The sequence below is a fragment of the Pseudomonas sp. CCI1.1 genome (genome assembly GCF_034348165.1).
Classification (GTDB): domain Bacteria; phylum Pseudomonadota; class Gammaproteobacteria; order Pseudomonadales; family Pseudomonadaceae; genus Aquipseudomonas; species Aquipseudomonas paracarnis.
On the sequence record NZ_CP133780.1, the window covers coordinates 4,507,046 to 4,531,512 of the forward strand.

21 protein-coding genes are annotated in these 24,467 nt (G+C 61.2%); 9 read left to right on the plus strand and 12 right to left on the minus strand.

The window, feature by feature from the left end:
- Positions 1-14: 14 nt before the first annotated feature.
- On the plus strand, positions 15-1,355 hold the full coding sequence (locus tag RHM69_RS20485) for a hemolysin family protein (protein WP_003195620.1): 1,341 nt from the start codon (positions 15-17) through the stop codon (positions 1,353-1,355).
- Between the two features lie 132 nt (positions 1,356-1,487).
- On the opposite strand, the gene RHM69_RS20490 is transcribed toward RHM69_RS20485, so the two are convergent.
- The 7 genes from RHM69_RS20490 to RHM69_RS20520 form a co-directional block, all read right to left on the minus strand.
- Positions 1,488-2,387, minus strand: coding sequence for a response regulator (locus tag RHM69_RS20490; protein ID WP_014720514.1), 900 nt, complete (start codon positions 2,385-2,387; stop codon positions 1,488-1,490).
- Between the two features lie 164 nt (positions 2,388-2,551).
- Positions 2,552-3,313: a phosphate signaling complex protein PhoU gene (gene phoU, locus RHM69_RS20495; RefSeq protein WP_003195624.1), complete on the minus strand. Its 762-nt coding sequence runs from the start codon at positions 3,311-3,313 to the stop codon at positions 2,552-2,554.
- A gap of 70 nt (positions 3,314-3,383) precedes the next feature.
- Entirely contained in the window at positions 3,384-4,217 is an 834-nt protein-coding gene (gene pstB / locus RHM69_RS20500) for a phosphate ABC transporter ATP-binding protein PstB (RefSeq protein ID WP_003195626.1), read from the minus strand.
- 163 nt (positions 4,218-4,380) lie between these two features.
- Positions 4,381-6,051: a phosphate ABC transporter permease PstA gene (gene pstA, locus RHM69_RS20505; RefSeq protein ID WP_020302831.1), complete on the minus strand. Its 1,671-nt coding sequence runs from the start codon at positions 6,049-6,051 to the stop codon at positions 4,381-4,383.
- A 15-nt stretch (positions 6,052-6,066) separates the two neighbouring features.
- Positions 6,067-8,100 carry an ABC transporter permease subunit gene (locus RHM69_RS20510; protein ID WP_172832677.1) on the minus strand — a complete coding sequence of 678 codons (2,034 nt, stop codon included), beginning with the start codon at positions 8,098-8,100 and terminating at the stop codon, positions 6,067-6,069.
- A gap of 484 nt (positions 8,101-8,584) precedes the next feature.
- Positions 8,585-9,571, minus strand: a complete 987-nt coding sequence (locus RHM69_RS20515) for a phosphate ABC transporter substrate-binding protein PstS (protein ID WP_003195633.1) — start codon at positions 9,569-9,571, stop codon at positions 8,585-8,587.
- 119 nt (positions 9,572-9,690) lie between these two features.
- Positions 9,691-10,980, minus strand: a complete 1,290-nt coding sequence (locus RHM69_RS20520) for an MFS transporter (RefSeq protein WP_014720517.1) — start codon at positions 10,978-10,980, stop codon at positions 9,691-9,693.
- Between the two features lie 406 nt (positions 10,981-11,386).
- Here RHM69_RS20520 and RHM69_RS20525 point away from each other — a divergent pair, with 406 nt between their 5' ends.
- Both RHM69_RS20525 and RHM69_RS20530 read left to right on the plus strand, forming a co-directional pair.
- A complete protein-coding gene (locus tag RHM69_RS20525; protein ID WP_003176975.1) occupies positions 11,387-11,791 on the plus strand; it encodes an acyl-CoA thioesterase in 405 nt (134 codons plus the stop codon).
- A 58-nt stretch (positions 11,792-11,849) separates the two neighbouring features.
- Positions 11,850-12,749, plus strand: coding sequence for a D-hexose-6-phosphate mutarotase (locus tag RHM69_RS20530; protein WP_019818138.1), 900 nt, complete (start codon positions 11,850-11,852; stop codon positions 12,747-12,749).
- A gap of 116 nt (positions 12,750-12,865) precedes the next feature.
- Here the strand turns inward: RHM69_RS20530 and RHM69_RS20535 are convergent, their stop codons facing one another.
- The 5 genes from RHM69_RS20535 to RHM69_RS20555 all read right to left on the minus strand — a co-directional run bounded on the left by RHM69_RS20535 (position 12,866) and on the right by RHM69_RS20555 (position 16,659).
- Positions 12,866-13,402: a DUF3299 domain-containing protein gene (locus tag RHM69_RS20535; RefSeq protein WP_014720519.1), complete on the minus strand. Its 537-nt coding sequence runs from the start codon at positions 13,400-13,402 to the stop codon at positions 12,866-12,868.
- Between the two features lie 77 nt (positions 13,403-13,479).
- Positions 13,480-13,725 (minus strand): GlsB/YeaQ/YmgE family stress response membrane protein, encoded by a 246-nt coding sequence (locus RHM69_RS20540; RefSeq protein WP_005792540.1) that lies wholly within the window; start codon positions 13,723-13,725, stop codon positions 13,480-13,482.
- Between the two features lie 105 nt (positions 13,726-13,830).
- Positions 13,831-14,916: a 5-(carboxyamino)imidazole ribonucleotide synthase gene (locus RHM69_RS20545; protein WP_014720520.1), complete on the minus strand. Its 1,086-nt coding sequence runs from the start codon at positions 14,914-14,916 to the stop codon at positions 13,831-13,833.
- An 11-nt stretch (positions 14,917-14,927) separates the two neighbouring features.
- Positions 14,928-15,419, minus strand: coding sequence for a 5-(carboxyamino)imidazole ribonucleotide mutase (purE, locus tag RHM69_RS20550; protein ID WP_003195648.1), 492 nt, complete (start codon positions 15,417-15,419; stop codon positions 14,928-14,930).
- 331 nt (positions 15,420-15,750) lie between these two features.
- Positions 15,751-16,659 (minus strand): LysR substrate-binding domain-containing protein, encoded by a 909-nt coding sequence (locus tag RHM69_RS20555; protein WP_014720521.1) that lies wholly within the window; start codon positions 16,657-16,659, stop codon positions 15,751-15,753.
- Positions 16,660-16,840: 181 nt separating this feature from the next.
- On the opposite strand from RHM69_RS20555, the gene aspA reads away from it, so the two are divergent.
- From aspA to RHM69_RS20585, 6 genes are all read left to right on the plus strand, one after another.
- Complete coding sequence (aspA, locus tag RHM69_RS20560; RefSeq protein WP_003195657.1) at positions 16,841-18,265, plus strand: aspartate ammonia-lyase; 1,425 nt, start codon at positions 16,841-16,843, stop codon at positions 18,263-18,265.
- A 392-nt stretch (positions 18,266-18,657) separates the two neighbouring features.
- On the plus strand, positions 18,658-20,103 hold the full coding sequence (locus RHM69_RS20565; protein ID WP_014720535.1) for an alanine/glycine:cation symporter family protein: 1,446 nt from the start codon (positions 18,658-18,660) through the stop codon (positions 20,101-20,103).
- Positions 20,104-20,179: 76 nt separating this feature from the next.
- Positions 20,180-21,157 (plus strand): asparaginase, encoded by a 978-nt coding sequence (locus RHM69_RS20570; protein ID WP_014720536.1) that lies wholly within the window; start codon positions 20,180-20,182, stop codon positions 21,155-21,157.
- A gap of 50 nt (positions 21,158-21,207) precedes the next feature.
- On the plus strand, positions 21,208-22,200 hold the full coding sequence (locus tag RHM69_RS20575; RefSeq protein ID WP_014720537.1) for an AraC family transcriptional regulator: 993 nt from the start codon (positions 21,208-21,210) through the stop codon (positions 22,198-22,200).
- Positions 22,201-22,332: 132 nt separating this feature from the next.
- Positions 22,333-23,367 (plus strand): histone deacetylase family protein, encoded by a 1,035-nt coding sequence (locus tag RHM69_RS20580; protein ID WP_019818143.1) that lies wholly within the window; start codon positions 22,333-22,335, stop codon positions 23,365-23,367.
- The gene (locus RHM69_RS20585) at positions 23,364-24,455 is read left to right on the plus strand and encodes a polyamine ABC transporter substrate-binding protein (protein WP_019818144.1); all 1,092 of its coding nucleotides are present in this window, start codon (positions 23,364-23,366) and stop codon (positions 24,453-24,455) included. The genes RHM69_RS20580 and RHM69_RS20585 overlap by 4 nt, the downstream gene beginning before the upstream one ends.
- The last annotated feature ends 12 nt before the right edge of the window (positions 24,456-24,467 follow it).

Consider the following 24,467-nt stretch of genomic DNA (forward strand, 5'->3'; position numbering starts at 1 on the left):
TGCAAAACCCCATCATGGACCCTTCCCCTGGCATCACCCTCGCGACACTCTTCGCCGATTTCGGCATGATTCTTTTTGCACTGATCCTGGTACTGCTCAACGGTTTCTTCGTTGCGGCGGAATTTGCCATGGTCAAACTGCGCGCCACCCGCGTCGAGGCCATCGCCCATAAGAACGGCTGGCGCGGGCAGATCCTGCGTACCGTGCACAGCCAGCTCGACGCCTACCTGTCGGCTTGCCAGCTGGGTATCACCCTGGCGTCCCTGGGCCTGGGCTGGGTCGGTGAACCGGCCTTTGCGCACATCCTCGAGCCGATGCTGGGCGCGGTCGGCGTGCAGTCGCCGGAAGTGATCAAGGGCGTGTCGTTCTTTGCCGCCTTCTTCGTGATTTCCTACCTGCACATCGTGGTCGGTGAACTGGCGCCCAAATCCTGGGCGATTCGCAAACCCGAGCTGCTGTCGCTATGGACGGCCGTGCCGCTGTACCTGTTCTACTGGGCGATGTACCCGGCTATCTACCTGCTCAACGCCAGTGCCAACGCGATCCTGCGTATCGCGGGCCAAGGCGAGCCTGGCCCCCACCATGAGCACCATTACAGCCGCGAAGAACTCAAGCTGATCCTGCACTCCAGCCGCGGCCAGGACCCCAGCGACCAAGGCATGCGTGTACTGGCCTCCGCCGTGGAAATGGGCGAGCTGGAAGTAGTGGACTGGGCCAACTCCCGGGAAGACCTGGTGACCCTGGACTTCAACGCCCCGCTCAAGGAAATCCTCGCGCTGTTCCGTCGTCACAAATTCAGCCGTTACCCGGTGTATGACGCGGTGCGCAACGAGTTCGTCGGCTTGCTGCACATCAAGGATTTGCTGCTGGAACTGGCGGCCCTGGACCATATCCCCGAATCGTTCAACCTGGCCGAATTGACCCGCCCATTGGAACGCGTATCGCGACATATGCCGTTGTCGCAACTGCTGGAGCAGTTCCGCAAAGGCGGCGCGCACTTCGCCCTGGTGGAAGAGGCCGACGGCAAGATTATCGGTTACCTGACCATGGAAGACGTGCTGGAAGTGCTGGTGGGCGATATCCAGGACGAACACCGCAAGGCCGAGCGCGGCATCCTCGCCTACCAGCCCGGCAAACTGCTGGTGCGTGGGGACACGCCGTTGTTCAAGGTGGAACGCCTGCTGGGCGTCGACCTGGACCACATCGAAGCCGAAACCCTGGCCGGCCTGATCTACGACACGCTCAAGCGCGTGCCGGAAGAAGAAGAAGTGCTGGAAGTTGAAGGCTTGCGGATCATCATCAAGAAGATGAAAGGGCCGAAGATCGTGTTGGCCAAGGTCTTGCTGCTGGACTGACTGCAAGCGCAGTGCTGTGTGTGGGAGCGGGCTTGCCCGCGATAGCGGTGGGTCAGCCAGCGCATCGTTGACTGAGAGATTGCTATCGCGGGCAAGCCCGCTCCCACATGGACTAAGCGTCGCCTTGAAGGGTCACGCACCCGGCACGAAATGCTTCTGCGCCGTGCCACGGGCGATCAGGCGGGAAATGTAGTCCAGCTTCTGCGCATCCTGGTCGATAAAGCGGAAGGTCAGTTGCAACCAGTCGCTGTCGGGCTTGGGCTCGTAGGCGACGATGGCGTGCAGGTAGCCGTTGAGCCGTGCGACTTCGGCGTTGTCGCCCTGCTCAAGGTCGAGCACGGCGCTTTCCAGCACCTGAGGCAGGACCTCGCCACGCTTTACCACCAGCAACGCTTCCTTGATGCTCAGGGCCTTGATCACGCATTGCTGGGTGCCGCTTGCGAGGCGCAACTGGCCCTGACCGCGACTGCCAGCCGGCGCCGCTGCGGCGGGGGCCTTGACTGGCGGTGTATTGAGCAAACCTTTGCTGGGCGCCGCCACCGGGGCCGGCTTGACCGCTTCGGGTTTGCCGCCGGTCAGGGCGCTCAGGGAGTCGTTGCCAAAGGCTGAGTTCATCTTGGTCGGCGCGCTGGCAATCAGCGCATCGAGGCGACCGATCTTGTGCAGGGCTTGCTTGACCTTGTTCAGCAACTGCTCGTTGGTGAACGGCTTGCTGACGTAGCCGGAAACGCCGGCCTGGATGGCCTGCACCACGTTTTCCTTGTCGCCACGGCTGGTCACCATCACGAACGGCATGGCCTTCAGGTGCGCTTGCTCGCGGCACCAGGTCAACAGCTCAATACCGGACATTTCCGGCATTTCCCAGTCACACAGCACCAGGTCGAAGGTTTCGCGCATCAGGATGGATTGCGCCTTTTTGCCGTTCACCGCATCTTCGATCTTGATTCCGGGGAAGTAATTGCGCAGGCACTTCTTCACCAGGTCGCGAATAAACGAGGCGTCATCCACCACCAACACACTGACTTTACTCATCGACCCTTCATCCTATAAAAACGTCTGCAAAACGCCTGACTGATGGCATTTTGCCAAAACTCGCGGGTCACAGAAGGACTTTATGGCGCCTGCTGTGCAAAAAATTCAGATGCCACAAACGAAAACGCCCGGCCAGAGGCCGGGCGTTAATTTCTCGGGCAACCTTACTTATCGTCAGATTCGCCCGAAACATTAGGGATTAGATCAGCAGTCCCTTCAACTTCGGCTTTCATGCGCTTGAGGCCCATGTGCCGCACATCGGTGCCGCGCACCAGATAAATCACCAATTCCGAGATATTGCGCGCGTGGTCGCCGATACGCTCCAGGGAACGCAGCACCCAGATAATGTTCAAGACCCGCGAGATCGAGCGCGGGTCTTCCATCATGTAAGTGGCCAACTCGCGCAGCGCGGTCTTGTATTCGCGGTCGATGATCTTGTCGTACTGGGCCACCGACAACGCCAGTTCGGCGTCAAAGCGGGCGAAGGCGTCGAGGGCATCGCGCACCATGTTGCGTACCTGATCGCCGATATGGCGCACCTCCACGTAGCCACGGGGGGCTTCACCCTCTTCGCACAGCTGGATGGCGCGGCGGGCAATCTTGGTGGCTTCGTCACCGATGCGTTCCAGGTCGATCACCGACTTGGAAATGCTGATGATCAAACGCAGGTCCGAGGCCGCCGGCTGGCGACGGGCGAGAATGCGCAGGCACTCTTCGTCGATATTGCGTTCCATCTGGTTGATCTGCTCATCAATCTCACGCACTTGCTGGGCCAGGCCCGAGTCGGCCTCGATCAGCGCGGTGACCGCATCATTGACTTGCTTCTCCACCAGCCCGCCCATCGCCAGGAGGTGGCTGCGCACTTCCTCAAGCTCGGCATTGAACTGCGCGGAGATGTGGTGGGTAAGGCCTTCTTTGCTAATCATGTTGGCGTCCTTGGAGCGTCCGGTAAGGTGCGGAAAACCGCAGCGTCAGTGCAATCAGAACCACAGCTTCCTAGCCGTAGCGACCGGTGATGTAGTCTTCGGTCTGCTTCTTCGCCGGATTGGTGAACAGGGTGTCGGTGTCGCCGAACTCCACCAGCTTGCCCATGTACATAAACGCGGTGTAGTCGGAAACCCGCGCCGCCTGTTGCATGTTGTGGGTCACGATGACGATGGTGAACTTGGACTTGAGCTCGTAGATCAGCTCTTCGACTTTCAGGGTGGAGATCGGGTCGAGGGCCGAGCACGGTTCGTCGAGCAGCAGCACTTCCGGCTCTACGGCGATGGTACGGGCGATCACCAGACGCTGCTGCTGGCCGCCGGACAAGCCGAGTGCCGATTCGTGCAGGCGGTCCTTGACCTCGTCCCACAATGCCGCGCCCTTGAGCGCCCACTCAACGGCTTCATCGAGGATGCGTTTCTTGTTGATACCCTGGATACGCAGGCCGTAGACCACGTTTTCGTAGATGGTCTTGGGGAACGGGTTGGGCTTCTGGAACACCATGCCCACGCGGCGACGCAGCTCGGCCACGTCCTCGCCCTTGCGGTAGATATTGGTGCCGTAGAGGTTGATCGCGCCTTCCACACGGCAACCGTCCACCAGGTCATTCATGCGGTTGAAGGTACGCAACAACGTCGACTTGCCGCAGCCCGACGGGCCGATAAAGGCGGTCACACGCTGTTTTGGGATGTTCATGCTGACGTCGAACAGCGCCTGCTTGTCACCGTAGTACAGACTCAGGCCCGGTACTTCGATGGCCACGGTTTCCTGGGCCAGGCTCAGGCTCTGCTTGTCGCGACCCAGGGCAGACATGTTGATGCCGTGGGATTGGGTTTCGTGTTGCATGGGATGCTCCCTGTGCTACCAATTCATTCGTTGAACCGCCGGGGCGGCTTACTCAAATTCTGTGTCTGTGGGAGCTGGCTTGCCTGCGATGGCATCACTGCGGTCTTACTGATACACCGCGTCGTCTGCATCGCAGGCAAGCCAGCTCCCACATTGGATCGCATTAGCTGTCCAGCGCTTTGTATTTTTCGCGCAGGTGGTTACGAATCCACACTGCCGACAGGTTGAGCGTGGCGATCACCAGTACCAGCAGCAAGGCGGTGGCGTACACCAGAGGCCGTGCCGCTTCGACGTTGGGGCTCTGGAAGCCGACGTCATAAATATGGAAGCCCAGGTGCATGATCTTCTGATCCAGGTGCAGGTACGGGTAGTTGCCGTCCAGCGGCAGCGACGGCGCCAGTTTCACCACACCCACCAGCATCAGCGGCGCCACTTCACCGGCGGCGCGGGCCACGGCGAGGATCATGCCGGTCATCATGGCCGGGCTGGCCATCGGCAGCACGATCTTCCACAGCGTTTCCGCCTTGGTCGCGCCCAGTGCCAAGGAGCCTTCACGCACGGTTCGAGGGATCCGCGCCAGGCCCTCTTCGGTGGCCACGATCACCACCGGCACCGCCAGCAGCGCCAGGGTCAGCGAAGCCCAGAGCAGCCCCGGCGTACCGAAGGTCGGCGCAGGCAGCGCTTCAGCGAAGAACAGACGATCGACCGAGCCCCCCAATACATACACGAAGAAGCCAAGGCCGAACACGCCGTAGACGATGGCCGGTACACCGGCCAGGTTGTTCACGGCGATGCGGATGATGCGCGTCAAGGTGTTCTGCTTGGCGTATTCACGCAGGTACACCGCGGCCAGTACGCCAAACGGGGTCACGATCATTGCCATGATCAGGGTCATCATCACGGTGCCGAAGATGGCCGGGAAGATCCCGCCTTCGGTGTTGGCTTCCCGTGGGTCATCGCTGAGGAATTCCCAGACCTTGCTGAAGTAGAAACCGATCTTGGTCATCGTGCCCATGGCGTTCGGCTGGTAGGCGTGCACCACTTTGCCGATGCCGATTTCCACTTCCTTGCCGTTGCCGTCACGCGCCGTCAGGGCGTCGCGGTTGAATTGGGCATGCAGGTCGGCCAGGCGCGCTTCGATGTCCTGGTAGCGCGCATTCAGCTCGGCGCGGTCGGCGTCCATGTCGGCCTGGGCGGCAGCGTCGAGCTTGCCTTCCAGTTCCAGTTTGCGACCGTGCAGGCGGATGCGCTCCAACCCGGCGTTGATCGCGCCAATATCGGTTTTTTCCAGGCTCTTGAGCTGAGCGGCCAGCTTGTTCACGCGGTCCACGCGAGCTTGCAGCTCCGGCCACGCGGCCTCGCCTTCGGCAATCACCTTGCCGTCCTGCTTGACGTTGACCAGGGTGCCGTAGAAATTGCCCCATTCACGGCGCTCAATGGCCATCAGGTTGGTCGGTTTGGTCTGGTCCTTCAACCATTCGCCGACGATCCAGGTGAAGTCGTTGCCGTTCAAATCGCGGTTGCCGACCTTGATCAGCTCACGGGTCATGAATTCCGGGCCTTGGTCCGGCACTGGCAGGCCCGCGCTTTTCAGACGCTCACGCGGCACTTCTTCTTTCTGGACCACTTCGCCGATGACGATGTGGTTGGCCTGGCCTGGCACGTTGTAGTTGGCCTGGATCAGGTCGGCCGGCCAGAAATGGCCCAGGCCCCGCACCGCAATCACAGCCAGCAAACCAATGGTCATGATGACCGCGATGGACACCGCGCCACCGCTGATCCAGACGCCGGGGGCGCCGCTCTTGAACCATCCATTCAGGGAGTTCTGTTTCACAGACTTCTACCTTTCTTAAAGCGACGAGTATTTCTTGCGCAGACGCTGACGAATCAGCTCGGCGAGGGTGTTCATGATGAAGGTGAACAACAGCAGCACCAGCGCCGAGAGGAACAGCACGCGGTAATGACTGCCGCCCACTTCCGACTCGGGCATCTCCACCGCAACGTTGGCCGCCAGGGTGCGCAGGCCCTCGAACAGGTTCATCTCCATCACCGGGGTGTTACCGGTGGCCATCAGTACGATCATGGTCTCGCCCACGGCGCGGCCCATGCCGATCATCAGCGCCGAGAAGATGCCCGGGCTGGCGGTGAGGATGACCACGCGGGTCATGGTCTGCCACGGCGTGGCGCCCAGTGCCAGGGACCCCAGGGTCAGGCCGCGTGGCACGCTGAACACGGCGTCTTCGGCGATGGAGTAGATGTTCGGGATCACGGCAAAACCCATGGCCAGGCCGACCACCAACGCGTTGCGCTGGTCGTAGGTAATGCCCAGATCGTGGGAGATCCACATGCGCATGTCACCGCCGAAAAACCAGGTTTCCAGGTACGGGCTCATGTACAGCGAGAGCCAACCCACGAACAGGATCACCGGAATCAGGATCGCGCTTTCCCAGCCATCGGGAACGCGCAGGCGGATCGACTCAGGCAAGCGGCTGAAGACAAAGCCGGCGACCAGGATGCCAATCGGCAACAGCATCAACAGACTGAAAATGCCCGGCAGATGCCCTTCCACATACGGCGCCAGGAACAGGCCGGCGAAGAATCCGAGGATCACCGTCGGCATGGCTTCCATCAGTTCGATCACCGGCTTGACCTTGCGGCGCAGGCTCGGCGCCATGAAGTAAGCGGTGTAGATCGCTGCAGCAACCGCCAGTGGCGCCGCCAGCAACATGGCGTAGAACGCGGCCTTCAAGGTGCCGAAGGTCAGCGGGGCCAGGCTCATCTTGGGTTCAAAATCGGTGTTGGCGGCCGTGGATTGCCAGACGTATTTAGGCTCGTCGTAGTTCTCGTACCAGACCTTGCTCCACAACGCGCTCCACGACACTTCCGGGTGCGGGTTGTCGAGCAACAACGGTTGCAGCTTGCCACCCGCCTCGACGATCACACGGTTGGCCCGTGGCGACATGCCGAACAGACCCTGACCGTCGACCACCGGGTCCACCAGCAAGGTGCGGTGAGCGGTGCTGTGGAACACGCCGAACTGGCCAGCAGCATCCAGGGCGGTGAAGCCTTTGCGGCGCTCTTCAGCGCTGATTTCGACGATGGGTGCAGTGCCCATCTGGAAGGTGCGGATCTGCTTCAGGCGTTGCTCGCCATCCGGGTCACGGGCCATGAACCACTGGGCCAGGCCGCCTTTGGAGTTACCCAGGATCAGCGAGATGCCGCCGACCAACTGGGTGCTGGCGGTGATTTCCGTGTCGGCGTCTTCCAGCAGCTTGTAGCGCCCGTTGAGGCTCTTGTCGCGCAGGCTGAACACGTCGGCCAGGGCACGGCCGTTGATCACGTACAGCCACTGCTGGCGTGGGTCGATGAAGATCGCCTTCACCGGCTCGGTCATCTGCGGCAGCTCGACACGCTTCTGCTCGCTGGTGACCTCACCAGTCATCATGTTTTCTTCACGGCTCAGGGTCAGCACGTTCAAGTGCGAACCGGCGGAACCTGCCACCACCAGGGAGGTGTCGGTGGCGTTGAGCGCAACGTGTTCCAGCGGGCGACCGGCGTCATCCAGCACGATCGGCGTTTCGCCGTAGGGGTACTCGATCGCTGGGGTGATGGTTTTCTTGCCGTCCGGGTACGACACCTTATAGGTGTGGCGGAACACCAAAGACTGGCCATTGGACAAGCCGAGAATCACCAGCGGGCTGCCCGGCTGATCTTCACCAATGGAAGCAACACTGGTACCGGCCGGAATCGGCAGGTCGACACGCTTGAGCTCGGCACCGGTGTCCACGGCAAAGAACAGCGCCTGGCCCTTGTCGGAAACCCGCATGGCGACCTGGTTCTGTTCTTCGAGGGAGATCATCAACGGCTTGCCGGCGTCCTGCATCCAAGCGGGCGTCAACGCGTCTTCCTTGGTCAACGAGGCGCCCTGGAACAATGGCGCAACCACATAGGCGAGGAAGAAGAAGATCAGGGTAATGGCGGCCAGCACGGCGAGGCCGCCGACCAGCACATACCAACGGGTGAAGCGATCCTTGAGCGCGCGGATGCGGCGCTTGCGTTGCAGCTCAGGCGTATTGAAATCAATGCGCTTGGGAGGGGAAGTCGTCGTCATGGTGGAATTGGCCAGATCATTCATGCGCACACCCTAGCGATCCTGTATGACAGAAAGATGACAGTGCAGTGACGCAACAAATCCGCCGCGAAGCAGGGCTGGCAGCGGATAAAAAATTAGGGATGCAGACTGCTTATGTGGGAGCAGGCTTGCCCGCGATGGCATCAACACGGTTTCAACGCTAAACCGCGTCGCCAGCATCGCGGGCAAGCCCGCTCCCACAGAAAAGCATGCGTCTACATCAGGTATCGCAGGCTTAGTTGCCTTCTTTCAGACCCAGGTCAGCCAGGGCCTTGGCGGCGACTTTGGCTGGCAGTGGGATGTAGCCGTCTTTGACCACCACTTCCTGGCCCTGCTTGGACAGCACCAGTTTCACGAACTCAGCTTCCAGCGGTGCCAGTGGCTTGTTCGGGGCTTTGTTGACATACACGTAGAGGAAACGCGACAGCGGATACTTGCCGTTCAGGGCGTTTTCTTCGGAGTCTTCGATGTAGTCAGTGCTGCCTTTCTTGGCCAATGGCACGGTCTTCACGCTGGCGGTCTTGTAGCCGATGCCCGAGTAACCGATGCCGTTCAGCGAGGAGCTGATCGACTGCACGACCGAAGCCGAGCCCGGTTGTTCGTTCACGTTTGGCTTGTAGTCACCTTTGCACAGGGCTTCTTCCTTGAAGTAGCCGTAGGTGCCGGATACCGAGTTACGCCCGAACAGTTGCACTGGCTTGTTGGCCAGGTCGCCGGTCACGCCCAGGTCACCCCAGGTTTTCACATCGGCTTTGGCGCCGCACAGACGCGTCGAGGAGAAGATCGCATCGACCTGTTCCATGGTCAGGTGCTGGATCGGGTTGTCCTTGTGCACAAATACCGCCAGGGCATCCACCGCAACCGGGATTGCCGTTGGCTTGTAGCCGTACTTCTGCTCGAAGGCCGCCAGTTCGGTGTCCTTCATCTTGCGGCTCATCGGGCCCAGGTTGGAGGTGCCTTCAGTCAACGCAGGTGGCGCAGTGGCAGAGCCGGCAGCTTGAATCTGGATGTTGACGTTCGGGTATTCCTTTTTGTAACCCTCGGCCCACAGGGTCATCAGGTTAGCCAGGGTATCGGAACCGACGCTGGACAGGTTGCCCGACACACCAGTGGTCTTGACGTAAGCCGGGATTGCCGGATCAACACCAGCGGCCACCGCGTTGGCGGTCGCAACGCCAGCAGCGACAAAAGTCATTGCCGCCATCAAACGTTTCAGTTTCATGCCTTGCTCCTAGCAGATAGGGATAATTGGATCGGGGCCAAGTATCGGCAGGCCGTGTGAACACTCTATGTCTGAAATATGACAATTAGATGAAAGGCCACTATCTGAATGTGCAGGCTTCAGCGACCGCGTTTCCACAGATACCCGCCCACCAGCATCCCCATCACACACAGGACGGCCACATAGTAAGCCGGGCCCATCGGGCTCTCCTTCATCAGCAGCGACACCGCCAAGGGCGTCAACCCGCCGAACACGGCATAAGCAACGTTGTAGGAGAACGACAGACCGCTGAAGCGCACCACCGGCGGGAAGGCTTTGACCATCACGTAGGGCACCACGCCGATGGTGCCGACAAACAAGCCGGTCAGGGCATACAACGGGAACAGCCAGTCCGGGTGGGCCATCAGGCTGTGATACAGCGTCCAGGAGGTCGCCAGCAGCAGCGCGCAACCGGTGACCAGCACGCGACCGGCACCAAAACGGTCGGCCAGCGCGCCTGCGGCGATGCAACCCAGGCTCAAGGTCACGATGGCCAGGCTGTTGGCCTGCAGTGCCACCGTGGGGCTGAAGTGATAGATAGTTTGCAGCACGGTCGGGGTCATCAGGATGACTACCACCACGCCGGCCGACAGCAGCCAGGTCAACAGCATCGACAGCACAATGGCGCCACGGTGATCGCGCAATACGGCGCGCAAGGGCAGTTCAGCGGCCAGGCTCTTGCGTTGCTGCATCTCGGCGAAGATCGGGGTTTCATGCAGCCAACGACGCAGGTACACCGACAGCAGGCCGAATACGCCGCCGAGCAGGAAAGGAATCCGCCAGGCGTAATCAGAGACCTGTTCCGGTGTATAGGCGCTATTGATGGCGGTAGCCACCAACGAGCCCAGCAGAATACCGGCGGTGAGGCCGCTGGTCAGGGTGCCGCAGGCGTAGCCGATGTGGCGCGGCGGCACGTGCTCGGAGACGAACACCCAGGCGCCCGGTACTTCGCCGCCAATCGCAGCGCCCTGGATGATGCGCATCAGCAGCAACAGGACCGGCGCCCACAGGCCGATCTGCGCGTAGGTCGGAAGCAAGCCCATGATCAGGGTGGGCACAGCCATCATGAAGATGCTCAGGGTGAACATTTTCTTGCGGCCCAGCAGGTCACCAAAGTGCGCCATGATGATGCCGCCCAAGGGGCGGGCCAGGTAGCCGGCGGCGAAGATGCCGAAGGTCTGCATCATGCGCAGCCATTCGGGCATGTCGACGGGGAAGAACAGTTTCCCGACCACGGTGGCGAAAAACACAAAGATGATGAAGTCGTAGAACTCCAGCGCCCCGCCCAAGGCAGACAGCGACAGGGTTTTGTAGTCGTTGCGGGTCAGCGGGCGCGAGGGTTGCGCACTGCTTGCAGGCACGGAGGACATGGCAAGGCTTCTCTTATAGTAATCATCGTAAAGGACTGCACGCCCGTGACTTGCGGCGGGTTTGGCAAGATAGCAAATCGCCTGAAAAAGCACAGCGCCAGGAGCACAGTTGCGCGCAAAAGCCCCGATACAGCGTCTATTTACCGACCAAATGAGCGTCGGGAGGTCGTCGTGGCGCCAGGGTCTCGATATACTCGCCGGTGCAAGCGCCAGACCCGCTGTCTTGAGGGGCTGCTGTGCCAAAACGCTGTTGGGTACCATCCAGCCGATTTGGCAGAGTTTCCCTTTAGTTCGCCTTACGAGAAACGCATCGAGCGGTGTATGTTGGTGCTGAAACGTTTTTCTGAGAAGACGGCTATCCACTTGAAATACCCATGAAGCGTCACGGGTCAGAGGCACCCTCGGCATGATCGAACTCGAACAAGAAGATCCTATCCCGCAAGGCGACCTCGCCCTGCAAATCACCGCGCTTCCGCGTGAAACCAACGGTTTTGGCGATATCTTCGGCGGCTGGCTGGTCGCGCAGATGGACCTGGCCGGCACGGCAATGGCCAGCAAGGTCGCCGGTGGGCGCGTGGCCACCGTGGCCATTGATCGCATGGCGTTCCTGGTGCCGGTAGCCGTGGGCGCGCAGCTTTCCTTCTATACCCAGGCCCTGGAAATCGGCCGCAGCTCGATCCAGATGATGGTCGAAGTGTGGAGCGACGATCCGTTGTCCAGCGAATGGCGCAAGGTGACCGAAGCCGTATTTGTGTTCGTCGCCATCGATGGCAGCGGCCGCACGCGCTCGGTACCGTCACGGGCGCGTTAAACCTCGCCGGGTTTTAACGGTCAATTGCCCCATTGCCTGCCACTAAGAGAGCTTTGTCATGCCTACGCCCCACGTTGAGACGGTAAAAATCGACGAGCTGGACTGCTGGCGCATCCGCCACAACGGCGCCGAGTTGATGGTGGCCCAACAGGGTGCGCATATCTTCAGTTACCAGCGCGAGGGCGAACAGCCGCTGATCTGGCCGAACCCTGAGGCCGTGTTCAAGCAGGGCAAAGGCATTCGTACTGGCGTACCGGTGTGCTGGCCGTGGTTCGGGGTGTTCGACCGCAACCCGCAAAGCGTCAAAGCCATGCGTCAGAGTAATCAGCCTGCCGGCGCCCACGGTTTTGTGCGCACCGCCCGCTGGGAATTGGCCACCACCGAACTCGACGGCCAGACGCTGCGAGTGGACCTGGTTTTGCCGGTGCCGGCTGGCGGCTTTCCAGGCTGGCCCCATCAGGTAGACCTGACGCTGAGCCTGCTGTTGGATGACCAACTGCACATCCGCCTGACCAGCCACAACCGCGGCGCCGACATCGTGACCCTCAGCCAGGCATTGCACACCTACTTCGCCGTGAGCGATGTGCGCAAGGTTCAGGTCGAGGGCCTGGATGGCGTGGCTTACATCGATACCGCCGACGGGTGGGCCGAGAAACAGCAAGCCGGGCTGCTGCACTTCAGCGCCGAAACAGACCGCATTTACCTGAATACGCCGGCACAGCTGAATATCGTCGATAGCGATTGGCAGCGCCGTATCCAGCTCACCAGCGAAGGCTCGAAATCCACCGTGGTCTGGAACCCCTGGACCGAACGCGCCAAGGCTTTCGACGATATGGCCGATGACGGCTGGCAGGGTATGTTGTGCATCGAGACGGCCAACGTGCTGGACGATGTGGTGAACCTGGCGCCCGGGGAAAGCCACACCTTGGGCGTGAGCATCACGGCCCAGGCCTTGTAAACCCAACCCAATGTGGGAGCTGGCTTGCCTGCGATGCAGGCAACTGGGTGTATCAGGAACACCGAGGCGCTGCTATCGCAGGCAAGCCAGCTTCCACAGGGGTTATGCTTTGGGCTTTAGAGATCAGACTCCTGCACCACCCGTACCTTCCCGGCCTCCAGCGCGTACGCGGCATCTGCCAAGTCGTTATTGACCTTCTCCACCTTCAACGTGCCCGTGACCCACAGCGGCGTGTAGATATCATCCAGCTTCAACCCCTTGGGATAGCGCACCAGCACCAGTTGATTAGGCGGCGGTGGCGGCACGTGTATGCAGGCGCCCGGGTAAGGCACCAGGAAGAACAATGTGCTGCGGCCCTTGGCGTCCGTTTCAAGCGGCACCGGATAGCCGCCAATGCGGATATTCTTGCCGTTCATGGCTGCGACGGTCTTGGTGGAATACATCACCGCAGGCAGGCCCTTGCTCTGCTTCAAGCCACCCTTTTCGGTGAACGTGCCTTGAGCTTCGGGAGAGTTATGGTCGATCTCGGGCATGGCTTCGAGAGCTTTCTGATCCGACAGCGGCATCAGGTCCAGCCAGTCGGTTTCCGGCAGTTCGCCAGCGTGCGCCAGGCCAGAGCCCAGCAGAAGAAGCGTTAACAGAAGACGGCGCATGGAGAGGCTCGGCAAATACAAGTGCCGAGCATTCTAGCCCTCTGCGCCTGCGCAGCGCAGAGGACTTTGTCGGCTGATTACTTCTTTTTGATCAGGCCGTAGATCACCAGCAACACGATGGCACCCACCAGCGCGCCGATGAAACCTGCGCCCTGGCCTGCCTGGTAGATCCCCAGGGCCTGACCGCCGTAGGTCGCGGCCAGGGAACCGGCGATACCCAGCAGGATGGTCATGATCCAGCCCATGCTGTCGTCGCCAGGCTTGAGGAAGCGCGCCAGAAGGCCGACGATCAAGCCGATAAAGATGGTTCCGATGATACCCATGGCATTTCCCTCTGATTGGTATGAGTCATGCCAAAGCCTAGTCAGGCTTTGGCATCCTGCAATCAGAGAGACGCAGAACCCCAATGGTTCCCGCCGTGGCCAGGCTTATTGTTCGGCGATCAGTGCTTCAACCTTGAGGATCTGCGCCTGCAGCGTCGCACGATCCTTGCAACGCAGGTTGACGTGGCCGACCTTGCGCCCGGCCTTGAAGGCCTTGCCGTAGTGGTGCACGTGGCAATCGTCGATCGCCATCACACGCTCCACCGGCGGTACAGAGCCGATGAAGTTGAGCATGGCGCTCTCGCCGACCTTGGCCGTGGAGCCCAACGGCAAGCCCGCCACCGCCCGCAGGTGGTTTTCGAACTGGCTGCACTCGGCGCCTTCAGTGGTCCAGTGTCCGGAGTTGTGGACGCGCGGGGCGATTTCATTGGCCTTGAGGCCACCGTCGACTTCAAAGAACTCGAACGCCATCACGCCAACATAATCCAGCTGCTTGAGCACACGGCTGGAATAGTCTTCGGCCAGGGCCTGCAGCGGGTGGTCAGTGCTGGCTACCGACACTTTCAGGATGCCGTTGACGTGAGTGTTGTGCACCAACGGGTAAAAGCGGGTTTCGCCATCACGGGCGCGTACGGCAATCAGCGAGACTTCGCCAGTAAACGGCACGAAGCCTTCCAGCAGGCAGGCAACGCTGCCCAGCTCGGCAAAAGTGCCGACCACATCGGCCGCGGTACGCAGGACTTTCTGACCCTTGCCGTCGTAACCCAGGGTGCGGGTTTTCAACACCGCCGGCAGGCCGATGCTGGCGACCGCGGCGTCCAGGTCTGCCTGGGACTGGATGTCGGCGAAGGCCGGCGTCGGAATGCCTAGGTCCTTGAACATGCTCTTTTCGAACCAGCGGTCGCGAGCGATGCGCAAGGCTTCGGCGCTCGGGTACACCGGCACGAACTGCGACAGGAAGGCCACGGTTTCGGCCGGGACGCTTTCGAATTCGAAGGTCACCAGGTCGACTTCATCGGCCAGTTGGCGCAGGTGGTCCGGGTCGCTGTAGTCAGCGCGCAGGTGTTCACCCAGGGCCGCAGCGCAGGCGTCCGGCGCCGGGTCCAGGAAAGCGAAGTTCATCCCCAGCGGCGTACCCGCCAAAGCCAGCATGCGGCCCAGTTGGCCGCCACCGATTACACCGATTTTCATCAATAACAACCTCAGGCGATGCGTGGGTCTGGATTGTCCAGCACGCTGTCTGTCTGCTCAGCACGGAATTTTTTCAGCACCGCATGAAACTGCGGGTGCTTGGCGCCCAGGATGCTGGCGGACAGCAAGGCTGCGTTGATCGCGCCGGCCTTACCGATTGCCAGGGTTGCCACCGGAATGCCAGCCGGCATCTGCACGATGGACAACAGCGAATCCACGCCCGAGAGCATCGACGACTGCACCGGCACGCCAAGCACGGGCAGGTGAGTCTTGGCCGCGCACATGCCAGGCAAGTGCGCCGCGCCGCCGGCACCGGCGATGATCACCTCGATGCCACGGGATTCTGCTTCATCGGCATACTGGAACAGCAAATCCGGGGTGCGGTGGGCGGAGACCACCTTCACTTCGTACGGAATGCCGAGTTTTTCCAGCATATCGGCGGTGTGGCTAAGGGTGGACCAATCGGACTTGGAGCCCATGATCACGCCAACCAATGCACTCATCGTCGTGCCTCTTCTCTCTGGGCGCCCGCAGGCGCGTCAAAAAACAACAAGCCACGCGGGAGACCGGCGTGGCTTGGTGTACGAATTAAGGCCGGTTGGACCGGCCGAAGGCCGCGCAGTATACCGTAATAATCCAGATAAACAGCCCCTGGGATGACCATCTGTCTAGCGGCGCAAAGTGGCGGTTTTATTGACTTAAGAGTCAGCGAAAACACCACGAAATCCTGTGGGAGCTGGCTTGCCTGCGATAGCAGTGGATCAGCGCAAAATAGGTTGGCTGACACACCGCTATCGCAGGCAAGCCAGCTCCCACATGTGTTCTGCGCTGGGCTCAAGCGCTTTGCGCCGCCCCACCTTCAAGCTTCCTCCACAACAACCGCACATTCGCCTTGCGCACCAACGCGCAGCGATACAGACGAATCTCCAGCGGCACGTGCCATTGCGGCCCGCCACACACCACCAGTTCGCCGCGCGCCAACTCTGCACGTACGCTCAACTGCGGTACCCAGGCGATTCCCAAGCCTTCGAGCGCCATGCTCTTGAGGCTGTCGGCCATGGCGGTTTCATAGATGGTGGTAAAGCGCAGAGCCCTCTGGCGCAGCAGCAAATTCACCGAGCGGCCAAGGAACGCGCCGGCGCTGTAGGCCAGCAGTGGCACGCTGCCCTCGCCTTCCAGGTCGAACAGCGGCTTGCCGTCGGCATCGGCGGCGCACACCGGGAGCATTTCGGTGTTGCCCAGGTGCAGCGACGGGAAAATTTCGGCGTCCATTTGCATCGCCGCGTCCGGGTCGTAGAACGCCAGCATCAGGTCGCAACCGCCTTCGCGCAGGGCGTGCACGGCGTCGCCGACGTTGGTGGCCACCAGCCGCGTGGCGATATTCAAGCCCTCGTTGCGCAACTGCGCGATCCAGCGCGGGAAGAACCCCAAGGCCAGGGAGTGGGCGGCCGCCACTTGCATGACTTCGCCCTGCCCGCCTTCCAGGTGATGCAAATGGCGCAGTACTTCACCGAGCTGTTCGACCACGGTGCGCGCCGTCACCAGAAACAACTGCCCGGCCGCTGTCAGTTCCACCGGCGTGCGTGAACGGTTGACCAACGTCAGCCCCAACGCGGCTTCCAGGCTGCGGATACGCCGACTGAACGCCGGCTGGGTGACAAAGCGCCGCTCAGCCGCCTGGGAAAAACTACGCGTCGCCGCCAGGGCGCTGAAGTCTTCCAACCACTTGCTCTCAAGGTTCATCACTGCCTCCCACGGAATGCACCATTTTGGCACACACGCCCGCCAAGATAACCGGGTCACATCCACATTATGCCGTTTGTGCATAGGCCAGTGTTTAACAGCATTGGCCCAAAAAGTTCTACAAGCCTAGCATTCGCAGCGTTCCGGCCAGTTCCGGGTCCATATTGAGATGATTTCCGTCATGTCCTCTGCTGCATCATTCCGTACCGAAAAAGACCTGCTCGGCGTACTCGAAGTACCGGCTCAAGCGTATTACGGCATCCAGACCCTGCGAGCGGTGAATAACTTCCGCCTCTCGGGCGTTCCGATTTCGCATTACCCGAAATTGGTGGTCGGTCTGGCAATGGTCAAGCAAGCGGCCGCTGACGCCAACCGCGAGTTGGGCCAGCTCAGCGAAGCCAAGCACGCTGCCATCAGCGAAGCCTGTGCGCGTCTGATCCGCGGCGATTTCCACGAAGAGTTCGTGGTGGACATGATTCAAGGCGGCGCCGGCACTTCAACCAACATGAATGCCAACGAAGTCATCGCCAACATCGCGCTGGAGGCCATGGGTCACCAGAAAGGCGAATACCAGTACCTGCACCCCAACAACGACGTGAACATGGCGCAGTCGACCAACGACGCCTACCCGACCGCGATCCGCCTGGGTCTGCTGTTGGGCCATGACGCGCTGCTGGCCAGCCTCGACAGCCTGATCCAGGCGTTCGCCGCCAAAGGCGCCGAGTTCAGCCATGTGCTGAAAATGGGCCGCACCCAGTTGCAAGACGCCGTGCCGATGACCCTCGGCCAGGAATTCCGCGCCTTCGCCACTACTTTGGGTGAAGACCTGGCCCGCCTGAAAACCCTGGCACCGGAGCTGCTGACCGAAGTGAACCTGGGCGGCACCGCCATCGGTACCGGCATCAACGCCGACCCACGCTACCAGGCCCTGGCCGTACAACGCCTGGCCACCATCAGCGGCCAGCCGCTGGTACCGGCGGCCGACTTGATCGAAGCCACCTCCGACATGGGCGCCTTTGTACTGTTCTCCGGCATGCTCAAGCGTACCGCCGTGAAGCTGTCGAAGATCTGCAACGACTTGCGCCTGCTGTCCAGCGGCCCACGCACCGGCATCAACGAGATCAACCTGCCGGCTCGCCAGCCAGGCAGCTCGATCATGCCCGGCAAGGTCAACCCGGTAATCCCGGAAGCGGTCAACCAGGTAGCGTTCCAGGTCATCGGTAACGACCTGGCCCTGACCATGGCAGCCGAAGGCGGCCAACTGCAGTTGAACGTGATGGAGCCGCTGATCGCCTTCAAGATCTTCGACTCGATCCGCCTGCTGCAACGCGCCATGGACATGCTGCGCGAGCACTGCATCGTCGGCATCACCGCCAACGAAGCGCGCTGCCGCGAACTGGTGGAGCATTCCATCGGCCTGGTCACCGCGCTGAACCCGTACATCGGCTATGAAAACGCCACCCGCATTGCGCGTATCGCTCTGGAAAGCGGGCGCGGCGTGCTGGAACTGGTGCGTGAAGAAGGCTTGCTCGACGACGCCATGCTCGACGACATCCTGCGCCCGGAAAACATGATTGCCCCACGTTTGGTGCCGCTGAAGGCCTAAGCGTTTGTTGCACTGCTCACCAGGTTGAGGGACTAGACACCTCTCACCTTTTGAGGGCTTGAAGGCTCGTTCTTCAGGCCCTTTTTTTTGCCTTGAGGTTGCTCCATGACGCCCATAAAAAATCTAATATCGCACCGCAAACCTTCCTCGCCTTGCGCGACCGCGCTGAAACCTTTAATCGCCCCGTGCAGACGGATCACGCTCGCCTAGGTATAGTGCCGCCCCTCTTCGCGTCTGCGGCTGTCGGTAACGAGGCCCGGGAACCACGCGAAAGCGCATGAATAACAACACCCGCAAAAGGATGGGGATCGAGCGTCGTGCACTGCCTGGTGCCGAGCGATGCGTCGGACCGTCCTGCGTTTGCCATTAGAAAAATCAGCGAGGAACACTCCATGCTCGAAGTCATCAACGACTTCCTCTCAGGGAAAGTACTGATCGTGCTCATAGTCGGGCTCGGCGGTTATTTCACGATCCGCTCGCGTTTCGTGCAGTTGCGTCACTTTTTCCACATGTTCTCGGTGTTTAAAGACAGCCTCAAGAGCAGCGCCGGCCAACTCAGCTCGTTCCAGGCGCTGATGCTCAGCCTGGCCGGCCGAGTGGGTGCCGGTAACATCGCCGGAGTCGGCATTGCCGTGACGTTGGGTGGCCCGGGTGCCGTGTTCTGGATGTGGGTCACCGCGCTGGTGGGCATGTCTTCGAGCTTTATCGAGTGCTCCCTCGGCCAGTTGTACAAGCGCACCGACGCTGAAGGCACCTACCGTGGCGGCCCGGCGTATTACATCCAGCACGGCCTGCAGAAACGCTGGCTGGGGATGGTCATGGCGTTCCTGCTGCTGGTGACCTTCGGCTTTGCCTTCAATGGCCTGCAAGCCCACGCTGTAACACACTCGTTGAATAACGCGTTTGGCCTCGACACCACCTACACCGGCCTGGCGCTGGCGGTGTTGCTGGGCCTGGTGTTCATTGGCGGGATCAAGCGTATTGCCTCGATTGCCGACCTGCTGGTACCGGTCAAGACTCTGGTGTACATCGCCGTGACCCTGTACGTGATCGTGCTGCAATTCGACCACGTACCGGCCATGCTCGCGACCATCGTCAAGAGCGCGTTCGGCCTCGACCAAGCCTTCGGTGGCCTGGTGGGCAGCGCGATCATCATGGGTGTAAAACGCGGCGTGTTCGCCAACGAAGCAGGCTTGGGCAGTGCGCCTAACGTGGCGGCAGTGGCGTCGGTAGAACACCCTATCGCCCAAGGCGTGGTGCAAGCGTTCAGCGTGTTCCTCGACACCTTCGTGATCTGCACCTGTACTGCGTTGCTGATCCTGCTGTCGGGTTTCTACACCCCAGGCTTTGAAGGCGACGGCATTGCCCTGACCCAGAACTCCCTGGCGGCGGTGGTGGGTGACTGGGGCCGCATGTTCATCTCGGTGGCCCTGGCGTTGTTCGTGTTCACCTCGATCATGTACAACTACTACCTGGGCGAGAGCAACCTGCGCTTTCTGGTCGGCAATAACCGCAAGGTGCTGATGGGCTATCGCGCCTTGGTGCTGGTGCTGATTTTCTGGGGCTCGATCGAGAACCTGAGCACCGTGTTCGCCTTCGCCGACATCACCATGACCATGCTCGCGTTCGTCAACCTGTTTGCCCTGGCGTTCCTGTTCAAGATTGCCATGCGCATCCTCAATGACTACGACAACCAGCGCGCAGCGGGCATCAAGACCCCGGTGTTCGACTCCAGCCAGTTCCCCGACCTGGACCTGGACCGCAAGGCATGGCCAGCCAACCCGGTGCAAACCGAGGCGGCTCCGGCAGCTGAACTGAGCGCTCAAGCGCAACGTTAATCACGGTTAGATGACACGCCGCCCGGCCTTGGGCATGCTCTGGGCCCGGCGGCGTTTTTCGTTCAGGAGATTTTCGATGCAATCAGCTAACAACGTCATGGTGCTCTACACCGGCGGCACCATCGGCATGCAGGCCAGCGCCAATGGCCTGGCGCCCGCGTCTGGTTTTGAAGTGCGTATGCGAGAACAGTTTGCCGACGCAGACCTGCCCGCGTGGCGCTTCCGGGAAATGTCACCACTGATCGACAGCGCCAACATGAACCCCGCCTACTGGCAACGCCTGCGCAGCGCCGTGGTCGAGGCGGTAGACGCCGGCTGCGATGCCGTACTGATCCTGCACGGCACCGACACCCTGGCCTACAGCGCAGCGGCCATGAGCTTCCAGCTGCTGGGCCTCCCGGCGCCGGTGGTGTTCACCGGTTCGATGCTGCCGGCCGGTGTGCCCGACAGCGATGCCTGGGAAAACGTCAGCGGTGCGTTGACGGCCTTGGGCGAAGGCCTGAAGCCGGGTGTGCACCTGTACTTCCACGGCGCGCTGATGGCGCCGACTCGCTGCGCGAAGATTCGCAGTTTTGGGCGCAACCCGTTTGCCGCACTGCAGCGCAACGGCGGTGTCGCCCTGGCAGACAGGCTTCCCGCCGCGCTGGCCTACCGCAACGACAAGGCCCCGGCCAACGTTGGCGTCCTGCCGCTCGTTCCGGGCATTGCTGCCGCGCAACTGGATGCATTGATCGACAGCGGCATCCAGGCATTGGTACTCGAATGCTTCGGCAGCGGCACCGGGCCAAGTGACAATCCGGCCTTCCTCGCCAGCCTGCAACGTGCGCAGGATCAAGAGGTGGTAGTGGTTGCAATCACCCAATGCCATGAAGGCGGCGTGGAACTGGATGTCTACGAAGCCGGCAGCCGCCTGCGCGGCGTGGGTGTACTGTCCGGCGGCGGCATGACCCGAGAAGCGGCCTTCGGCAAGCTCAACGCCTTGATCGGCGCGGGGCTGGACAGCGGAGAAATCCGCCGCCTGGTGGAATTGGACCTGTGCGGCGAGCTGAGCTGACCGGCATGTAACTTGCTCCACTTCCAGCCATCCCCTGGCTGGAAGTTCCCATGCTGCATTCCCACCTCACCACCCTCAATGCCGTGTCCCTGGTGCTGCGTACCTTCGAGGCCGAAGGCTTGCCCCATGAAGCATTGCTGGCCGGCAGCGGCATCTGTGCGGCGGATTTGAGCCGCGCCGACACGCGTATCGCCACACATCAGGAGATGCAAGTGTGCGCCAATGCCGTGGCCCATCAGCGTGATATCGGCTTGATCGTTGGGCGGCGTATGCATGTTTCCTCGTACGGCCTACTGGGCTATGCCCTGCTCACCAGTGCCACTTTCGGTGACGCTTTGCGCCTGGCCCTGCGGTATCCGGCGCTGTTGGGAACACTCTTTGAACTGAGCCTGGACGAAGACGGCGAACGCATCTGGTTCACGGCCGGCGACTACCGCGAAAACCCGGCACTGACTGCCTTCAATGTCGAGCTGTGCCTGGGATCACTGAAGGTCATTTGCGACGACCTGCTCGGCCATCCCCTGCCGTTGTTGGGCGCTCGGTTCGAGCACGAGGCGCCGGATTATCAGGCCCGCTACGCCGAGAGCTTCGACTGCCCGCTCCAGTTTCAGGCTATAGCCAACGCGTTCGCCTTTGATAAACGCTGGCTCGCCCAACCTTTGCCCCTGGCCGACGCGGTCACCCACCAGGCCATGGTCGAACGTTGTCGCAAACAGAACACCGAATTCACCGGGCGCGAGGCCTGGCTGGGGCGAATCCGCCAGTTGCTGGCTGCACAATTGCACGCCGCACCTGGGCTCGATGGCCTGGCCCAGCAGATGAACTGTTCGGCGCGCACCCTGCGCCGGCACCTGCACAACCTGGGTTGCAGCTATCAGGAACTGCTCGATGAGCTGCGCTTCGAACGCGCCAAACAGTTGTTGGCTAACGACCTGTGGCCGATCCACCGGATTGCCGAGACGCTGGGGTTCAGCGAAACGGCGAGCTTCAGGCATGCGTTCGTGCGCTGGAGCGGCGTCACGCCGAGCCAATTTCGAGCATGACGCGCCAATAAGGGGCGAATTGCGGACACACACTTTGGCCATATTTATCTCCTTTTGGCCGCTCCTGTCGTTCTCATAAAGCGCGTGCGCCGCAAGACTGCACTCACGAATACAGCCTGCGGAGAACAACAAATGCTGACGATCTACTCGGACGATCACCACCTGCACCATGGCCGCTGTGAACTGATGGACGGGCAACTGATGCCCTGCTTCGAAATGCCCTCGCGTGCCGATCACGTGCTGCAACGGGTCAAGGACCGTGAACTGGGCCCCGTGCAGGCCCCTCAGGACTTCGGCCTGGCGCCGCTGCAACGTATTCACAGCCGTGACTATCTCGACTTCTTCAAAGGCGCCTGGCAACGCTGGACCGAGTACGGCCAGGACGGCGACCTGTTGCCCTACACCTGGCCCGCTCGTACGTTGCGCCGTGTGCTTCCCACCAGCCTGCACGGCCAATTGGGCTATTACAGTTTCGATGGTGGCGCGCCGATCACCGCCGGCACCTGGCAAGCGGCCTACAGCGCGGCGCAAGTGGCCCTTACCGCGCAGGCCGCCATCGCGCAAGGCGCCCACAGTGCCTTCGCCCTGTGCCGCCCGCCGGGGCATCACGCCGCCAGCGATGTGATGGGAGGTTATTGCTACCTCAACAACGCGGCCATCGCAGCCCAGGCATTCCTTGATCAAGGCTGCAAAAAGGTCGCGATCCTCGACGTGGACTACCACCACGGTAACGGCACGCAGTCGATTTTTTATGCGCGCAGCGACGTGCTGTTCACCTCGATTCACGGCCATCCGGAGGCAGAATTTCCGTTCTTCCTTGGCTACGCCGATGAGCATGGCGAGGGCGCCGGCGTTGGTTTCAACTTCAACTATCCGTTGCCGGCCGGGTCCGGCTGGCAGGCCTGGAGCGCGGCGCTGGAACAGGCCTGCGCCGAGATCGAGCGCTACGCCGCCGATATCATCGTGGTGTCCCTGGGCGTGGACACGTTCAAGGACGACCCTATCTCGCAGTTCAAGCTCGACAGCCCGGACTACCTGGCCATGGGCGCGCGCATTGCCCGCCTGGGCAAGCCCACGCTGTTCGTGATGGAAGGCGGCTACGCGGTGGAGGAAATCGGCATCAACGCCGTCAACGTGCTGGAAGGTTTCGAGGAAGCAGCCCAATGAACATACTCAAGTCGCTCGCCCTGTGCGCCGTGGTTGTCAGCGGCGCAGCCCAGGCCGAAGAAAAAACCCTGAAGGTCTACAACTGGTTCGACTACATCACGCCCAAGGCGCTGGAAGACTTCAAGGCCCAGCACCCGTCGATCAAGCTGGTGTACGACATCTTCGACACCAACGAAGCCCTGGAAGCCAAACTGCTCACCGGCAACTCCGGCTATGACGTGGTGGTACCCTCCAACGTGTTCCTGGCCAAACAGATCGAAGCCGGCGTGTTCCAGCCCCTGGACCGCAGCCAACTGCCCAACTGGAACCACCTCGATCCCAAGCTGATGAAGCTGATCGAGGCCAACGACCCCGGCAATCAATACGCCGTGCCCTACATGTACGGCACCATCCTGATCGGCTTCAACCCAGCCAAGGTCAAGGCGGCCCTGGGCGACAACGCCCCCGTGGACAGCTGGGACCTGATCTTCAAGGAAGAGAACATCAGCAAGCTCAAGCAATGCGGCGTCGCGCTGCTGGACTCGCCCTCGGAGATCCTGCCCCTGGCGTTGCAGCACCTGGGCCTGGACCCCAACAGCAGCAACCCCAAGGACTACGACAAGGCCGAAGCGCTGTTGATGAAGATCCGTCCGTACATCACCTACTTTCACTCTTCCAAATACATGGCGGACATCGCCAATGGCGATATCTGCGTGGCGGTGGGCTACTCCGGCAGTTTTTCCCAGGCCGCCAACCGCGCCAAGGAAGCCAAGAATGGCGTGACCGTGGACATGCGCTTGCCCAAGGAAGGCGCGCCGATCTGGTTCGACATGCTCGCCATTCCCAAGGGCGCTAAAAATCCGGGCGACGCCTACACCTTCATCAACTATTTGTTGCAACCCGACGTCATCGCACCGGTCAGCGATTTTGTCGGTTATCCCAACCCGAACAAGGACGCTACCGAGCGGGTCGACCCGGCCATACGCAACAACCCCAACCTGTACCCGACCGACACGGCCATGACCACGCTCTACACCCTCAAACCCCTGGACAGCAAAGCCGAACGCGCCAGGACAAGGGCCTGGACCAAGATTAAGTCCGGGAGGTGAAGCGCTGTACTG

Coding starts and splice junctions, on each gene's coding strand:
- RHM69_RS20555 (WP_014720521.1), bottom strand. CDS start 16,659: ATGAACCTTGAGAGCAAGTGGTTGGAAGACTTCAGCGCCCTGGCGGCG.
- RHM69_RS20530 (WP_019818138.1), top strand. CDS start 11,850: ATGCCTACGCCCCACGTTGAGACGGTAAAAATCGACGAGCTGGACTGC.
- RHM69_RS20515 (WP_003195633.1), bottom strand. CDS start 9,571: ATGAAACTGAAACGTTTGATGGCGGCAATGACTTTTGTCGCTGCTGGC.
- RHM69_RS20545 (WP_014720520.1), bottom strand. CDS start 14,916: ATGAAAATCGGTGTAATCGGTGGCGGCCAACTGGGCCGCATGCTGGCT.
- phoU (WP_003195624.1), bottom strand. CDS start 3,313: ATGATTAGCAAAGAAGGCCTTACCCACCACATCTCCGCGCAGTTCAAT.
- RHM69_RS20525 (WP_003176975.1), top strand. CDS start 11,387: ATGATCGAACTCGAACAAGAAGATCCTATCCCGCAAGGCGACCTCGCC.
- RHM69_RS20510 (WP_172832677.1), bottom strand. CDS start 8,100: ATGCAGGACGCCGGCAAGCCGTTGATGATCTCCCTCGAAGAACAGAAC.
- RHM69_RS20580 (WP_019818143.1), top strand. CDS start 22,333: ATGCTGACGATCTACTCGGACGATCACCACCTGCACCATGGCCGCTGT.
- aspA (WP_003195657.1), top strand. CDS start 16,841: ATGTCCTCTGCTGCATCATTCCGTACCGAAAAAGACCTGCTCGGCGTA.
- pstB (WP_003195626.1), bottom strand. CDS start 4,217: ATGCAACACGAAACCCAATCCCACGGCATCAACATGTCTGCCCTGGGT.
- RHM69_RS20485 (WP_003195620.1), top strand. CDS start 15: ATGGACCCTTCCCCTGGCATCACCCTCGCGACACTCTTCGCCGATTTC.
- RHM69_RS20570 (WP_014720536.1), top strand. CDS start 20,180: ATGCAATCAGCTAACAACGTCATGGTGCTCTACACCGGCGGCACCATC.
- RHM69_RS20585 (WP_019818144.1), top strand. CDS start 23,364: ATGAACATACTCAAGTCGCTCGCCCTGTGCGCCGTGGTTGTCAGCGGC.
- RHM69_RS20565 (WP_014720535.1), top strand. CDS start 18,658: ATGCTCGAAGTCATCAACGACTTCCTCTCAGGGAAAGTACTGATCGTG.
- purE (WP_003195648.1), bottom strand. CDS start 15,419: ATGAGTGCATTGGTTGGCGTGATCATGGGCTCCAAGTCCGATTGGTCC.
- RHM69_RS20535 (WP_014720519.1), bottom strand. CDS start 13,402: ATGCGCCGTCTTCTGTTAACGCTTCTTCTGCTGGGCTCTGGCCTGGCG.
- RHM69_RS20575 (WP_014720537.1), top strand. CDS start 21,208: ATGCTGCATTCCCACCTCACCACCCTCAATGCCGTGTCCCTGGTGCTG.
- RHM69_RS20490 (WP_014720514.1), bottom strand. CDS start 2,387: ATGAGTAAAGTCAGTGTGTTGGTGGTGGATGACGCCTCGTTTATTCGC.
- RHM69_RS20520 (WP_014720517.1), bottom strand. CDS start 10,980: ATGTCCTCCGTGCCTGCAAGCAGTGCGCAACCCTCGCGCCCGCTGACC.
- RHM69_RS20540 (WP_005792540.1), bottom strand. CDS start 13,725: ATGGGTATCATCGGAACCATCTTTATCGGCTTGATCGTCGGCCTTCTG.